Below are 14,925 nucleotides of genomic sequence, written 5' to 3'. Positions count from 1 at the left end.
AGAATTTGATACCTCGGGCAGGACAACCCATTACTAAAATGGAATGTAATGGGTAATGGAGGCGTGCAGAAGAGACATACGAAACAGACACAGAAAAGGGGTTTAAAAATGAGTAAAATAGTCAGTCAGGTTGATTTGTCGCCCAGTGAAGCCCTTGCGAAAATAAAAGAAGAACTGTCCGCAGATCTAGTCCATGAAGAATTACATACACCTTGCGTCGACAAGGTGATTGGCAGCGTTATTTTCGAAAAGTATTACTTTAGGAGCAAAAATAGGGCCGCTCTTGTCGTGACAGCAGACAATTTTCAAGGTTTCACTGAGGTCCGAGCGGTGTCTACGGGGAGTTCCGAGGGAATGTTGTTCAACTTCGACTGGGGCGCAGCGGACAATTTTGTCATGCAGGTAGAGAGAATACTTGAAGGGCATATAGTGACCCAAGAGGATTCCTAAACAACTGAATAAGTCAATGACAGGAGAGGACTGGCAGCGACAAAACCTAGTCATTGCAACCTGCACTTGTATTCAGAATCTGTGGTAGTATGGCATCATTACAGTAAATTTGGAGGGATGATATTTGCCGAGTAAGGAGCAGCTTGAAAAGTATGCTGATATATTGATACGAATTGGACTCCATGTGCAGCCTGAGCAGCCAGTCTCCATTGACTCTCCAATTGAATCAGCCGAATTTGCACGTTTGCTGATGAACAAAGCCTATGAAGCAGGCGCATCTACTGTGGATATTGAGTGGGTTGATCCTCTGGCTCACAAAATCCGCTTGCAGAAGGAAACGGACAAGAATTTAGTTAAGGTACCAAATTGGATTATTCAACGCGCACAAGAACTTATTGATAATAACGCCGCATTTCTAAACATAGCAGCAGACAATCCAGACTTGCTCGCCGATGTGGATCCAAAGCGCATTGCCATGTTTCATAAGGCTGTAGGAGAAAAGGCAAAGAATGTACAGCAGTATTTCATGGAAGATCGCGTTACCTGGCTTGTCTGTTCTCTGCCAACACAAGACTGGGCTCAAAAAATGTTTCCGGAAGAAAGCGCGACAAGTGCTGTGGATAAACTGTGGGAGGCAATATTCAAAGTAATGCGGATGGATGCGGCAGACCCAGTCGCAGCTTGGGAAAACCACATTGAGACGCTCGATAAACGAGCTAAGTGGCTGAATGACTTGAATTTGAAAAAACTGCATTATCGTGCACCCGGTACAGACTTGACCATTGAATTATCTCACTTACATACTTGGATTGGGGCCAGTAGCGTTAATGAAAAGGGCACCAGGTTTGTCGCAAACCTCCCGACTGAAGAAGTATTTACTTTGCCAAAGCGAAACGGTGTAAATGGCACCGTACGGAGCACAATGCCGCTGGCTTATGGGGGCGTTGTGATTGAGGGCATGGAATTCACGTTCAAAGAGGGTCGGATCACGGACTTTTCGTCAAAAACGGGCTACGAAACGTTGAAAGGCCTTGTCGATACGGACGAAGGTTCACACTATCTTGGAGAAATTGCCCTCGTACCGAATGATTCACCCATATCCAACTTAAATACCTTATTTTACAATACACTATTTGACGAAAATGCTTCGTGTCATATGGCTATTGGAAAGGCATATCCCACCTGTTTAAACGGCGGCAAGGAGATGTCTGAAGATGAGTTGTTGCAGCACGGTGTAAACGACAGCATAACCCATGTAGATTTTATGATGGGAACCAGTGAACTGGACATTGACGGGGAAACACAGGATGGTAAGACAGTGGCTATTTTTAGACAAGGAAACTGGGCGTAAAGCAGTATTCTTACAGGTTAGTGTAAGCAGGCTGCAAATCCAGTGGCCGTCCTCTTTTCTTAGTGAGGACGGCCACTCTCGTAGTAGCTTGAAATGAGGTGAGACTGCGTTTCATTTCACGGATTGTATCTAAACAGCTAACAACCGCACAGCGCAGCAGTTTAAACTCGAATCTCAGGCAAACGCTATGGCCACAGGAACGCCTGTGGCCATATGTTGATGCTATATTAGGTTCTTTTTTGCCGTTGGAGTATTCAATTGCGACATCAACGACGAAGACAGGGTAGGGTGCTCCATCGCGAAGGACATGTTTGCCCGAAGCCACCCCTCAAGGTTGCCAATATCATGCCGGACTCCTTCGAATTGATAGCCGTTAACCTTGCCCTTCGTTGCCAAGCGCTGAATTGCATCTGTCAGTTGGAGTTCGCCGCCGTGTCCGAGCGGAATTTGTTCCAGTTCCTCAAAAATACTTGGGGGAAGAATGTATCTTCCAAGTACCGCTAAATTAGACGGTGCACTCTGTGCCTCGGGTTTTTCAATAACATTTTGTACAGGAATGATTGCACTTCCTGTCACTGGTGTTCCTGGTTGGACAATCCCGTACTTTGACACATCTTCGTTTGGAACATGTTGTACACCGAGCATGACAGACTCCGTATCCTGGTATTCATTCATCAATTGCTGAGTGACGGGAACGGAAGATTGAATTATATCGTCGCCTAGGAGTACGGCGAACGGATCGCTGCCCACGAAGGATCGGGCACACAAGATGGCGTGACCTAGTCCAAGCGGCGTTTTCTGGCGAACGTAATGGATATCAACGAGATCGGAAATGGCTTTCACTTCAGTCAGCATCGATGACTTACGACTCTGTTCCAGATGAAGTTCGAGTTCTGGCGAACGGTCAAAATGGTCTTCAATTGCCTTTTTGGCCCTGCCTGTAATAATCAAGATTTCCTCAATTCCAGCGTATACAGCTTCCTCAACGATGTACTGAATGCAAGGTTTGTTTAAAATCGGAAGCATTTCTTTTGGTACAGCTTTAGTGGCTGGAAGCATGCGTGTTCCAAAACCAGCAGCTGGAATTACAGCTTTACGCACTTTCCCCAATTAGAGTCACCCCGATTCACGCCGCAAAGCGACGTAATTTAAAACACAACGAAGCCACGGGAGCCTCATGAGATACAACACACGACTACGAAATTCGACATCCGAGACTAAATTCGACACACCAAAGTGGATTCCTGCACACTGACACAGCGTCCACACATCTGACGCATAACGCTCAACAAAGCCTCGAGCTATTATTATAGCATTTTCCAGTACCACCAGAACAGGGGAGCTGCACAGGCCTCTCTTACAACTCGTTACCTTCCTCAAGCGATTCCGGAATCCAAGAAGTTACCAACTGAGAAGTTTCCGAATCCGTAAAAGAGATGAAGACGCTTGGAAGGGCGAGTTCACGAATGCGCCTTGGTGTGACAGTCTTCCCCTTAAACGCTTGTGGAACACATTCAAACAGAGCATCCAAGTCTGACACTAGTTTTGTTACGTCTATGTGTTCGTAATCAGGGAACGCGTCTACCAAGCGAGGACGACCTCGTTGATACATGCGGAGTGCCCCTCTCACATTCCCGTTGTAAAGGTGATACAGCGATACCGCAGCTTGAATGAGTCCTTTCATGATTTCCGGACGACCACTGTCCAGCCACAAGGACTCAAGGTATTCGTGGCATTCAAAGTAATCTTGTGTAACATTAAAGTGGTAGAGAAAGGAGAGTAACCGCGATTCCAATGCGTTGCAGTCCTCCTTTTTCAGTCGAAGCCGCTTCAGTCAAAGCTTCTTCGGTTTAACAGGTCACGTACAGTCACAGTATAGCTCACTTTTATGAGTTTTGCAGTCCGAGACGTCAGCTTCCTTGGGAAGGAAACACGAAGCGTGGTTTCATCTGCCCACATCCTTTGGTATATTGGACAATGCGTTGGTTTGCTGCCTCTTACGAGTCTGTGCAGCAGCAATACACACTTGTAATGGGTACGCACGCACGCGCTTCCCAGCGGAACGGTCTTACTTATGACTCTGAAACGTCACTCTTGTGAACGTCATTTCTATAGCAGGAGATAGAGCGGGAGAATTCATCCCATGGAAGGTGGAACAGGAAGGAGTGCAACAATGGAAGAGGAACAAGCGAAAACAATCATGGGGAACAGAAAGAAAGTTATTCTTGACGTAGATACAGGTATTGACGATGCTCTGGCAATCCTATATGCGCTGAAATCACCTAATCTTGAGGTGCTCGGCATTACAACCTGTTTTGGAAATGTAGACGTGGACACAGCCACTGAAAATACATTAGCGGTGGTCCAACTCATTAATGGTACAGTTCCAGTTTACCGTGGTGCAGAGTCCCCTGTGGCAAGAAAATGGAGTGGACCGGTACCTTGGATTCACGGGGAAAATGGACTTGGTGATGCACCCCTTCCCGAGTTAAGTCTGCGCAGTGAATCCGTTGATGCGGTGACTTTCATCAAGGAAACGGTGCATGCACATCCAGGTGAGGTCACAATCATTCCTGTAGCTCGGATGACGAACTTGGCACGGGCAATTGTGGAGAATCCCGAATTATCCTCTGAGATAAAGGAAGTTGTGTTTATGGGAGGAGCCGCCTTTTGTCCAGGCAATGTAACTCCTGTTGCAGAAGCGAATATTTGGGGCGATCCTGAGGCGGCCAAACTTGTTTTTCAGTCAGGGGTACCACTGTCGATGGTGGGGCTGGACGTGACCCTAAAGGCGCGCCTGTTTCTATCGGAGATTGAACGAATCTCCGAAGATACAGCGTATGGTCCTTTATTGAAACAGGCTCTGCGCTTCTACATTGGAGCGTATGAGGGAGAAGGTGTTGAAGACGCGTGGTGTCCATTGCATGATCCTATGGCCGTAGCCATGGTTGAACACCCCGAGTGGTTTGAAGCACCATTATATCCCGTTGACGTTGAGACGGACGGCAGAATTACGGCCGGCATGACAGTAGTCGATGCTCGAGCCAAGGCATCTGCCGACGCCAACGTCCGTGTCTGCACTGACGTACGTGCACATGATTTCCTGGAAGCAATGAGAGAGCGACTGGGAATACTGTAAATGCTTCAAAAAATGCTTCGAATGCGCTTTTGAAGAAGGCGGCGCAAGACATCAATCAAGCTCACTTGAGCGCTAAAGCAAGTCATAAATAGTCATTAAAGAACTGTGTGACTTTGGTCAGATATGGCTTGGGTTCCACGGTGTAAGCACCGACGTGCTTGGCTCCAGGAACAATCCACAAGCTGGCATGCTTATCGGTGCCAAGTTCTTTGTAGAGTGTCTTACTGTTACTCATAGGTATCAGATGATCTGCAGTTCCGGCAATAAACATAACAGGACGTTGTCCAAAGTGCCGTACGTCCTTCTCTGGATCCACGAGGTGCGGATTGATGTGCGTGAATATCGGCATTTCCCACAGAATTTCAGAAGTGAACGGCCAGTTGGGAAGGTGAGTCCACACCGGCATATTAATTTTCAGGTACTGGTAGAAATTTGCGAATGGACTATCGGCGACGACAGCCTGAACGGATTGGTCGCGAGAAGCTACTTCTAACGCCGTGACGGCCCCCATTGAATAGCCGATGATACCAATGTGTCGATATCCCAGTTTCTTGGCATAATCGACAGCGCCAAGCAGGTCTCTCTGCTCATACAGTCCAACAGAGACTTCATGACCGGGGGATTTTCCTTCATCTCGGAAGTCAAACATCAGAACTGCGTAGCCAGCTTTATGCAATGCATTGGCTACAGGGAGTGCAGGTTTGTCAGCGGAACGATTCTCACGATAGCCGTGCGCTTCAATCACGATTTTCTTTGATTGCGCGGAACCCGCAGGGATAAGCCAACCTGAAAGATTGAGATGGTCAACGCGTGACGGAAAATGAATGGACTGGTACTTTAACTGGTATATAGCTGGTGTTTTTGTAATTGGTTTTCGGGCCGGGTGAGTCAGGTGCCAGCCTACGTAGTAGGAAATGCCGCCAGTTACGAATAAAAATAAAAGGACAAGTACAATGGCACCCCAAATAATGCCTTTAAGAATGCGCTTTCTTCTCCTGCGCGGTGTACGGAATGAGAGGTGGGTTCGGGTCTGAAGCAACCTTGGTAGCTCCCTTCTTGCTGAAATGAGTTTAGGTGATATGAACGTGGCTCAAATGAACTCAGTTGAAATGAACTCCGTTGAAATGAACTTGCCAGACTTAATTGAAACGAACTTAGTTGAAACGAACTTGCTGGACCTGCTCGAATATCAACTTAATAAATATGAACTTAATATCAGAATAATGGATCATAGTTCGACTGTTGTCGAAAAATTCCTTCTCAGACCATTAGAAAGAGACGTTGCTTGTGCCGGAGGCTGACTTGTGCTGGCCGCTGATGAGGAAAGTTCATCGGATTGCGCGGGAATCATAAGGTAACCGATGTTGCTTAGGGTAAATCAGATGCTGGATTGTAACAGAGAAGAAGGGGGCGAGAAAATGGGAGAATGGACGTGGCTTCACAGCCTATTTCCATTGGCAGATATTGCATTCACAAAGAGCCCGATCCAGACTGAGGATGCGAATGTACTCGTTCGTGTTGTCCGGAGAGTGGAAGATGAAGCGGAAGAGCTCTACCAAATCCGAGTGGCTCCGCACAACGTGGCCCCTTTTCGGGGAGGTCCGTGGTTGCATACATTTGCAAAAACAGAGCTGGAACAGCCCGGGAAAGAGTTTGAGGATTTTTGTATTGCTTTAGCAGGAGAACTCCATCGAGTAAAAAATTTATAGACTTCGTGGAATTCACCTATCCACTTTCCCCCCTGTTTGAATACGCTGGCACGGACAGGGGGTGTTCCTGCATGGCACGTAAACCCGAACTGGGAAAATTGCTGCTATGGAGACTCTTCTCACGTTCAAAAACGCTGCGTTCATATTTGCCTGCAACAGCTCGTTACACTCCAAGTTCATTTGCATCCTTTATGAGTAAATACAGTACCGTTTATGTAAAACCGTCCGGCGGAAGTCAGGGTATCGGTGTCATCAAAGCCTGGAAACGTCAAGGAGCATTTTACGTGAAGCACACGGTGAGGAAGACAAAGGTGTTTTCTTCTGCCGCGGCTGCAGCAGCTTATGTCGATAAGCTTCGCAACGGTAAGGGTTATATTGTACAACAGGGAATCAACTTGGCCAGCATCAAGGGCCGAGCTTTTGATATTCGTGTTATGGTTCAAAAAACAAAGCCGGGGGGAGAATGGACTTATTCCGGAATGCTTGCCAAAGTGGCTGGACCGGCCAGTGTTGTTACGAATGTTGCGCTGAGCAAGGGGAGAGTCATGGAGCTTGAGCCTGCATTGAAACAAAGCCTGGGCTGGAGTCACGATGAGGTGGAGACAGTCCGTAAACGGCTGATTAGACTTTCACTTGTCGGAGCTCGCCATTTCGACACATATCAGCCCTACCGGGAAATTGGGTTTGATTGGGCTATCGACAAAGGTGGGAGACTGTGGCTGCTTGAGGAAAACACGGGTCCAAGCCATAGGCTGTTTGCAAAATTGAATTCAAATAAGGCATTGTATCGCCAAATCCAATTAAAATGGGGAAGATACCAAAAGTATGTGAAGAAGCGGAGTGTGACTTGAAACAGTAGACAAAGGCGAAAAAAATACTCTCTAACTCGTGTATCTTGCTGTATAATGTCACACAATTGAAAATTACCTCGGTAAAAATGTCGTACACAGAGCTTGTTTAGTGTGTCATAATTAGCTTTGTGTACGACCTTTTATTGAGGAGTGGTGTTGTGAACCAGAAACAGTGGCAGCGTTTAACGCCGGTTGAACTAGTAGAAGAAGCGGTTAGAAACCAAGAAGGAGTCTTGCTCTCTAACGGAGCCTTTGCTGCGGAAACGGGGAAGTTTACAGGACGCTCCCCTAAGGACAAGTACTTTGTCGATTATGAAGGCTGCCCTCTGCCAAGGGATGAGCATCAGTGGTTGTCTGATTCTCAATTTGATAATTTATTTGAAAAAGTGCAGCATCATCTCAATCGAACGGGCGGCTATGTCTTTGACGGAGCCGTGAATCAGGATGAAAAGTACCGCGTTCCGGTACGCTTCTACACACAATACGCCTGGCACAACCTATTTGTTCAGCGCCTCTTTCTTCATGGAACGCCTGAATCGAAACCTACGTATACCGTATACAGTGCTCCGTCGTTTGAGGCAGATCCTGAGGAAGATGGAACGAGATCGTCTACTTTTATTGTGGTTCACACAGCCAGAAAGATAGTTCTCATTGGCGGCACCGAATATGCAGGCGAACTGAAAAAATCGATTTTTACCTTGATGCATCACCATCTTGCTGAGCAGGACGTGATGCCGATGCATTGTTCTGCCTCACTGGGCGAACGCGGGGATGTAGCGTTGTTTTTCGGATTGTCTGGAACAGGCAAAACTACACTTTCGACCGATCCCAAGCGTAAACTTATTGGAGATGATGAACACGGCTGGGGTGCAGAAGGCGTGTTTAACATGGAGAACGGGTGTTATGCCAAAACCATTGATTTGTCGGAGGACAAGGAACCGGAGATTTATAGAGCAATTAAGTTCGGTGCAGTTCTGGAAAATGTAAGGTATGACAAAGACAGAAACCCGGACTATTCAGATAGAACATTAACTGAAAATACTCGAACGGCTTATCCTCTTACACATATACCAAATCGAGAAGAGAAGGCATACGCCGGGCATCCGACATCCATTATCTTCTTGTCAGCAGACGCTTCTGGAGTTTTACCAGCGGTCTCGCGATTGAACCCAGAGGACGCCCGAAAACACTATCTTCTCGGTTACACAAGTAAGCTCGCTGGAACAGAGCGCGGAGTGATACATCCAGAATCGACTTTTTCTGCGTGTTTTGCTGCTCCGTTTTTGACCGATGTCCCTGTGCGTTACGCAAATATGCTCATGGATCGCATTGACGAGCACGATGTCCCCGTATACCTGCTCAGCACAGGATGGGTTGGCGGCGGCTACGGCAATACCAAGAGGATGCCGTTACAACTGACGCGTGAATTAGTAAACCGAATCCTCTCGGGCGAACTGAACGAAGTAGACACAATTCGCGATGGCGAATTGTCCTTGAATGTCCCTGTTTCCATTGCTGGCATCCCTACGCAATACCTCCGACCTGAACTCGGATTTAAGGATGTGGACGAATATCAAAGAAAGCGTGCTGAACTCGTGAAGTCTTTTGAACTGACGTTACGAGGCTTCGAGGCTGCGCCGGTATTGTAACTGCACCGACCAGTTTGAGTGAGCCCCTTGAGATACACGAGATACACGAGATACACGAGATACACGAGATACACGAATGTGGCTGCCCGATACCTGTACCCAATTGTGGAGACGGTTCCGGCGGCCCTTTTTGTGCGGGACGCGGCTGTGCAGCAGTGTGTCAGGATGCGGCCGTTGCGGGACAAGGCTCACAGGTTCACGGCAGAGCATTGCCGGTTAAGATGTGGCGCGGATACGCACGTGTGGGTGCCGTCGATATGTGGCGGGGAGCGGGGAATAGAGGCCTGGGAGGAGCTTATTGGCTGTCGGGAGCCAAAATTCCAGCGAATAAGCGCCTGAGGGATCTCTATTACCTGTCAGCCTGCCGATATGTGGTGGCGAAGCGGAGAATAGAGGCCTGGGAGGAGCTTATTGGCTGCCGAGAGCGGTAATTCCAGCGAATAAGCGCCTGAGGGATCTCTATTACCTGTCAGCCAGCCGATATGTGGTGGCCAAGCGGGGAATAGAGGCCTGGGAGGAGCTTATTGGCTGTCGGGAGCGGTAATTCCAGCGAATAAGCGCCTGAGGGATCTCTATTGCCTGTCAGCCTGCCGATATGTGGCGGGGAGCGGGGAATAGAGGCCTAGGAGGAGCTTATTGGCTGTCGGGAGCGGTAATTCCAGCGAATAAGCGCCTGAGGGATCTCTATTGCCTGTCAGCCTGCCGATATGTGGTGGCCAAGTGGAGAATAGAGGCCTGGGAGGAGCTTATTGGCTGTTGGGAGCCGAAATTCCAGCGAATAAGCGCCTGAGGGATCTCTATTGCCTGTCAGCTTGCCGATATGTGGCGGGGAGCGGGGAATAGAGGCCTGGGAGGAGCTTATTGGCTGCCGGGAGCGGTAATTCCTGCGAATAAGCGCCTGAGGGATCTCTATTACCTGTCAGCCAGCCGATATGTGGTGGCCAAGCGGGGAATAGAGGCCTGGGAGAGACTGTCGATGAACTAGATAGGATAAGAGTCTCCAATTTTTGAATTTAACTCGTTATATCTTGATATTTATCCATAATTCGCTTGTTTTCGTGTATAATTGAATTATCAAAAAACAAGCGGGAGTTGGAGATATGAGCGGGGTTAAGTACAAGAACTTTGAGCAGGCTTCCTTCGAAGACCTAATGGTGTACTCGGCGATACCACCTCACCCATTCTGGGATATGGTGGCGAAACACATTGACTTTTCCTTCGCAAATAAGCTGTGTGCTCCTTTGTACTCGCCGCTCGGCCAGCACCCCTACGCCCCGTCGTTGAAACTGAAAATCCATCTCATACAGCGATACTACAATATTTCCGACCGAGAGATGGAATTAAAGATCGTCGGTGACATCTTTATCAAGCGATTCTTGGGTGTTCCGGTTTCGCTCGCCAAATTTGACCATAGCACAATTGCATTAGACAGGAGTCGACTTGGGGCGGACATATTTCATGCCTGTCATATGAACATCCTTGCTCAAGCCCTAAACCACGGTATGTGGGGCCAAGACGATGACCGTTGGTTGGTGGATGCGTTCCACACCTATGCCAATGTTGCCGCGCCAAGTACATACGAGCTTATTCAACAGGCTGCCCAAAAGCTTGTACGTCACCTGAAACGTAGGAGCCCAGCACATTATGCACAACTGAAAGCAGACATGGATGTGGGGGTGTTCTTCCGCAAGCTCAAACGTGATGTTCGGGGGACTGAAAGGAATCTCGCCTTCAGTAACCTATGCGTTTTAGGGTTTGGATTGGTGGCATGGATGAAACGCACAGAGGCTGACGAGGGGGTTACAAAATGGGAAGACCCCAGTGAACAGGAGACGGCAGAGCAACAATGCGAGGTGCTGCTGCGCATTTTGCGTGAAAATGTGGACTCAAAGGAACAGGATGAGGACTCATCCGGTTCATCTGACAGCACTGGACCACAGAATAGAGGCTTTCAATACGCTGAACTGGGTCAAAAGGAGAAACCCGCCGACCGCGTAGTCAGTGCCCATGACCCAGAGGTACGTATAGGGCACAAATCCAAGAAGCTGGCGTTTCTGGGTGACAAGACGCAAGTAGTGGAATCTGCAAGCTCTCACTTAGTCCTCAATGCAGAGCCGATCCCTGGTAATGAAGCGGATGGGGTTACACTGGAAAACGTGGTGAAGACGGTCGTGGAGCAGTTCGACAAACGCCCCAAGGAAGTGGTGGCAGACGCAGCTTACGGAAGCGGGGAGAATCGCGATAAACTTGTCAACGGGTTACACATTCATCTGACCGCACCATTGACTAAAGTCACCAACCCTTCTGGCAAGGCATTTCGAACGGAGGACTTCACATATTTACCGGAAGATGACGTGGTCGTGTGTCCTGAAGGGCAGAGATCGGTTCGCAGGACTCACATTAAGAAATCTAAGGGTTCGCAATATGGATTTGCCGAACAAGTTTGTGGACAATGTTCTCTACGTGGGCAGTGTACCGACCATGCCAAAGGTCGCACTGTATTTGTAAGTGACTATTGGGCATTGCTGCAAGAGGCAAAGAAGTATAATGCGAGCGCGCAAGGGCAAGAGGCGTTACGAGCTCGGTACGAAATTGAGCGCACCAATAACGAGATGAAACGCCACCACGGGCTCGAAAGACCGCGAACCCGTGGCCGAAAGAAATTGCGAATTGACGTCAAAATTACGTCCATGGTCGTCAACGTCAAAGTCATGGTAAAGACCCTGGTGGAACGTTGTAAACCGTTAGAGGCCCCCGTCTGCTCTTAGAAGAAAGCGAGAGTAAAAAATGGAGGGATTGACAGTGGAAATCCCACGATTTCTGTTACTGACAACCAAAAATATACCATTTGCATCCAATTCCTTTGAAAAAATTCCCTAACGAAGGAAAACAGGAGCCTTACAGCTCCTGTTAATAGACTGTCTCTGGGAGGAGCTTATTGGCTGTCGGGAGCGGTAATTCCAGCGAATAAGCGCCTGAGGGATCTCTATAGTCACGCCCCGCCCTACGCCCCGCCCGACAAGGCCTTGATTGGGACTTGACAAAGTCTTATTCGCGTCATATTATCCTATGTGTACCGGTTAAACTGGTACACGCGGGACGCGTGGTACATATCACCGTACCCGAGGTAGAGATGATTCTCTGCAGAAAGCATTGCATATGTCCGCGGTAGTTGATGTAGCTCGGTCCCTCTGCGGGATACGGGATGCGTGCTGCATCTGCATGGTACTCGCGGTACATGGTGTGGAATGCAGAGGCTCGCGGGTAAGAGACTCAATACATACTCGCGGGACAGGTGGTATAGGTGATACATGCGGTACATGCGGATAGGATGTGACGGTGATGTGGTTACATGTAGACCCTAGGTCTCCTCAACCCATGTATCAACAGGTGGTAGACGGTGTGAAGTCTGCTGTCGCAAAAGGCATCTTGCAGCCGGGCGACAAGCTTCCTGCAGTCCGTGAGCTTTCAATGGAATTGACGCTAAATCACAACACAGTTGCGAAGGCATACCAGGAGCTTGAACGGGCTGGGGTGATTGAAGTCTGGCGAGGCAGAGGTACGTTCATTGCCGCGAGCAAAGTACCTGCCGATGTCAATGAGAGAAAAAACGAACTGGAGAGAGAACTTGAGCGCATTTTGGTTGAGGCGCACCACCTGCAGATGAGCGAGGATGAGGTAGAAGAGATGCTGCGCCAAGTAGTACGACGGTTGCGAGAAGGTAGGGGTGAACACGCATGAATCCAATTGTGGAAGCCAAATCGGTAAGTAAGACTTTTGCGGGACATCTGGCTTTGGATGAGGTGTCACTGAGCGTTCAGCAAGGTACGATCTACGGCATCGTAGGAGCCAATGGCGCCGGAAAGACAACCTTACTCCGAATCTTTCTCGGACTTCTGAGACCTGATGCCGGTACCGTGTATCTGTTTGGGGAGCCGATGGCAAAGGAAGCGGCCGAGCTTCGTCAACGGATCCACTATGTCGGTCCTGACGGTCGTTTTTTCAAGAACTTCACGGTCAACGATTTGTTGCGTTACACCAGTCTGCTCTATCAACGCTGGGATGCAGGACGTGCGAAGACGCTGATTGACGTCTTGCAGTTGCCTGTTCACCGTAAAGTTGGTGAATTGTCCACAGGTATGCTGATGCAGCTGCGGGTCTGTATCGCCCTGTCTTCGAGACCGGATGTGTTGCTTTTGGATGAGCCGACCACGGGGCTCGATCCCGTTGTCAAAAAGCAGTTCTTGCAGCTGATTGTTCAGGAAGCTGCAGGCGCTGGCACGACTGTGCTGATGTCCACCCATCAGTTGAATGAAGTGGCTCGCATGGTCGATCACGTTGCATTCATGTACAAAGGACGCCTCTTGCTAAGCGGTGCTTTGGAGGACTTGCGCCAGGCGATAAAGCAAATTCAGGTGGTTATGCCAAACGACCTGCCTGAGTGGGTGCGAGAGAATCCTGCAGTGGTGGAGATTACATCCAGCGGACACCTGTTTACTTTGGTGGTCGAAAATGATGCAGACGCGATAATGGATCGGCTGAGGAATGACGGCGCGGTATATCTCGAATCAGTTCATGTGGACTTTGAGGAGTTGTTTGAACACGTTATGCGGAAAGAGGGGTACGTACGAGATGGAATCCTACTTTCCTAAAGCACTGTGGTTCAAGGAATGGCGTGAGCACCGGTGGAGGGCTGTGCTGGCAGCTGTGATAATCAGCCTGTCGCCTGTTGCCAGAGGACTGCTCTATTGGTCTCGGCACACGGCCGTACCAGGCGCCCAGAACTATGCAGGAAGGATGTTTTGGAATCAATTCAACAGCGAGATTAGCACATTTTCCAAGAGTTCGACAACCGGATTGCCGGCCGTTGTAGTGGTTGTCATCATCGCGATTATTCTTGTGGTTGGAGAGCGCAACAGCGGATCGCTGTGGTACATCTTGTCTACACCAGTTCAGCGCCGCCAGTGGCTGAGAACAAAATTCCTGTTTGGATTGGGTGTGATCTATGGCACCTACACAATCCTGCTCATTTGGAACAGTGTAGTTACGGTGTTCAATCCGGCGCCCGTAGGTTTTGGAGACGTGGTTCGCTGGTGGATTTATATGCTGGCTGTGCAGGGAACTGTCTACGCAGTAGCCTTTGTAACGGCGCTGTGTGTGACCAACGCCATTCTCGTCTTCATTGGCACCTTCGTGGTTCTTGGAATTCCTAGTTTTCTCTCAGGATATATCCACGAAGCAACCATAGCAAGTTCACAGCCGGTTCATGTGGCTGTGCAGAGGTCAACCCAGTGGATTGATTCCCTCAGCCCTTTGGCTATGTTCAAACACAACCTGCTGCTTTCAAATCCGTTTTTGTACCTGTACATGGTAATGATTCCATTGCTTTACGTGTTGGCGCAGGTTCTGATGAGACGGATTGAGGCGGAACATTTGAGCAGCCTTTTGACTTTACCAAAGCTGTGGTATCTGGTGATTGTCGGGATTAGCACCGGGCTGGGAAGTATTTTTGCCACAGTCGAAATGGCTTTATTGTCTAGAGCATTTGGGCACTCCTTCTATCCGTTGTTTGTTCCGCTCTCTGTTCTCAGTGCAGGCGTCATTGGACTGTTGTTGTTCGGCGTCATTGGGTTCCGTACACGGCGTCGACGAAAACACCGAATGGCTTGACTTCAATATATGGCGCAATACATTGCGCAAATGGGTTGTATGACATAAGCGTTCTTTGGGTGTGCGATTTTTAAGCATGTGTCTTGTAGAACTTAAGGGTTAGGAA

General features: G+C 48.8%; 14 protein-coding genes. 11 read left to right on the top strand and 3 right to left on the bottom strand.

The window, feature by feature from the left end; genetic code table 11:
* Positions 1-108 precede the first annotated feature (108 nt).
* Together GI364_RS15680 and GI364_RS15675 are read left to right on the top strand one after the other, a co-directional pair.
* Positions 109-450, top strand: coding sequence for a DUF6054 family protein (locus tag GI364_RS15680; protein ID WP_198850187.1), 342 nt, complete (start codon positions 109-111; stop codon positions 448-450).
* Between the two features lie 124 nt (positions 451-574).
* Positions 575-1,801, top strand: a complete 1,227-nt coding sequence (locus GI364_RS15675) for an aminopeptidase (protein ID WP_198850186.1) — start codon at positions 575-577, stop codon at positions 1,799-1,801.
* Between the two features lie 222 nt (positions 1,802-2,023).
* On the opposite strand, the gene galU is transcribed toward GI364_RS15675, so the two are convergent.
* Positions 2,024-2,911 carry a UTP--glucose-1-phosphate uridylyltransferase GalU gene (galU, locus tag GI364_RS15670; protein ID WP_198850185.1) on the bottom strand — a complete coding sequence of 296 codons (888 nt, stop codon included), beginning with the start codon at positions 2,909-2,911 and terminating at the stop codon, positions 2,024-2,026.
* Positions 2,912-3,158: 247 nt separating this feature from the next.
* Positions 3,159-3,596, bottom strand: a complete 438-nt coding sequence (locus tag GI364_RS15665; RefSeq protein WP_198850184.1) for a DUF309 domain-containing protein — start codon at positions 3,594-3,596, stop codon at positions 3,159-3,161.
* A gap of 378 nt (positions 3,597-3,974) precedes the next feature.
* Here GI364_RS15665 and GI364_RS15660 point away from each other — a divergent pair, with 378 nt between their 5' ends.
* Positions 3,975-4,940, top strand: coding sequence for a nucleoside hydrolase (locus GI364_RS15660; protein ID WP_198850183.1), 966 nt, complete (start codon positions 3,975-3,977; stop codon positions 4,938-4,940).
* Between the two features lie 82 nt (positions 4,941-5,022).
* Here the strand turns inward: GI364_RS15660 and GI364_RS15655 are convergent, their stop codons facing one another.
* Positions 5,023-5,979: an alpha/beta hydrolase gene (locus GI364_RS15655; protein WP_233095820.1), complete on the bottom strand. Its 957-nt coding sequence runs from the start codon at positions 5,977-5,979 to the stop codon at positions 5,023-5,025.
* A 46-nt stretch (positions 5,980-6,025) separates the two neighbouring features.
* On the opposite strand from GI364_RS15655, the gene GI364_RS15650 reads away from it, so the two are divergent.
* The 8 genes from GI364_RS15650 to GI364_RS15615 all read left to right on the top strand — a co-directional run bounded on the left by GI364_RS15650 (position 6,026) and on the right by GI364_RS15615 (position 14,819).
* The gene (locus GI364_RS15650; protein ID WP_198850182.1) at positions 6,026-6,241 is read left to right on the top strand and encodes a hypothetical protein; all 216 of its coding nucleotides are present in this window, start codon (positions 6,026-6,028) and stop codon (positions 6,239-6,241) included.
* Positions 6,242-6,358: 117 nt separating this feature from the next.
* Complete coding sequence (locus GI364_RS15645; RefSeq protein ID WP_198850181.1) at positions 6,359-6,649, top strand: hypothetical protein; 291 nt, start codon at positions 6,359-6,361, stop codon at positions 6,647-6,649.
* A 71-nt stretch (positions 6,650-6,720) separates the two neighbouring features.
* Positions 6,721-7,500 (top strand): YheC/YheD family protein, encoded by a 780-nt coding sequence (locus GI364_RS15640; protein WP_198850180.1) that lies wholly within the window; start codon positions 6,721-6,723, stop codon positions 7,498-7,500.
* Positions 7,501-7,658: 158 nt separating this feature from the next.
* Positions 7,659-9,149 carry a phosphoenolpyruvate carboxykinase (ATP) gene (locus tag GI364_RS15635; protein WP_198850179.1) on the top strand — a complete coding sequence of 497 codons (1,491 nt, stop codon included), beginning with the start codon at positions 7,659-7,661 and terminating at the stop codon, positions 9,147-9,149.
* 1,100 nt (positions 9,150-10,249) lie between these two features.
* A complete protein-coding gene (locus GI364_RS15630; RefSeq protein WP_198850178.1) occupies positions 10,250-11,917 on the top strand; it encodes an IS1182 family transposase in 1,668 nt (555 codons plus the stop codon).
* Positions 11,918-12,491: 574 nt separating this feature from the next.
* Positions 12,492-12,890 carry a GntR family transcriptional regulator gene (locus tag GI364_RS15625; protein ID WP_198850177.1) on the top strand — a complete coding sequence of 133 codons (399 nt, stop codon included), beginning with the start codon at positions 12,492-12,494 and terminating at the stop codon, positions 12,888-12,890.
* Positions 12,887-13,801 carry an ABC transporter ATP-binding protein gene (locus tag GI364_RS15620; RefSeq protein ID WP_198850176.1) on the top strand — a complete coding sequence of 305 codons (915 nt, stop codon included), beginning with the start codon at positions 12,887-12,889 and terminating at the stop codon, positions 13,799-13,801. The genes GI364_RS15625 and GI364_RS15620 overlap by 4 nt, the downstream gene beginning before the upstream one ends.
* On the top strand, positions 13,782-14,819 hold the full coding sequence (locus GI364_RS15615) for an ABC-2 transporter permease (protein WP_198850175.1): 1,038 nt from the start codon (positions 13,782-13,784) through the stop codon (positions 14,817-14,819). The genes GI364_RS15620 and GI364_RS15615 overlap by 20 nt, the downstream gene beginning before the upstream one ends.
* Positions 14,820-14,925 lie beyond the last annotated feature (106 nt).

This window comes from Alicyclobacillus sp. SO9 (genome assembly GCF_016406125.1).
Taxonomy (GTDB): domain Bacteria; phylum Bacillota; class Bacilli; order Alicyclobacillales; family Alicyclobacillaceae; genus SO9.
Note: the sequence above shows the minus strand (reverse complement) of the source record. Positions and strands in the feature narration are given on the sequence as shown.